Origin of the sequence: Eubacterium sp. AM46-8, assembly GCF_003466705.1 — a bacterium.
In the GTDB taxonomy this organism is placed as follows: domain Bacteria; phylum Bacillota; class Clostridia; order Lachnospirales; family Lachnospiraceae; genus Lachnospira.
In genome coordinates this window covers 1-614 of the sequence record NZ_QSEU01000042.1, presented here as the reverse complement: position 1 = coordinate 614, position 614 = coordinate 1, and the positions used below count along the sequence as shown (strand labels likewise).

Below are 614 nucleotides of genomic sequence, written 5' to 3'. Positions count from 1 at the left end.
AAGTACATCTATTTCTCTTTTAGTTAATTCTGATATTCTTTTCTTAACATTACTTTTTTCTTGAAGATTAGAATTAAGTATAGGCATCATATTAGGTTCAATATATTTATTTCCTAAATATACTTTATAAATTGCCTTTAACAGAGTATCAAAGCTTGAATCTTTTAATATGTAACCATCACAACCAATTTCAAGAGCTTTCATCAAATAATCGATTTCATTATGTCTGGTCAACATTATAACCTTACATATCATTTTCTGTTCTTTAATAATTCTAAGAGTATCTATACCATTCATATCAGGCATATCTATATCTAATAAAACTATATTAGGCTTTGTTTTATTAACAAGGCTTATGCACTCATAACCATCTGCTGCTTCCCCGACAACATTAAATTCTGAAACATTTTCTAAAAGGCATCTTATTCCCTCTCTCACCATCCTATGGTCATCAGCTAATAAAATATTAACTGCCATATCTACCTCCTCTATATATCTTTCTTTACTTTTTCTATTAATCTTTCCATCAATATTATTGAATTATTAATTTCTAACTTAGATATTGAATTATTAATTTCTAACTTAGATCTTGTAATATCTTTATCCATAATCTG

At 26.7% G+C, this 614-nt stretch carries 1 protein-coding gene; it reads right to left on the bottom strand.

Annotated features, from left to right (window positions below):
- On the bottom strand, positions 1-477 hold a 477-nt coding region (locus tag DW963_RS13145; protein ID WP_147347609.1), incomplete at its 3' end, for a response regulator.
- Positions 478-614 lie beyond the last annotated feature (137 nt).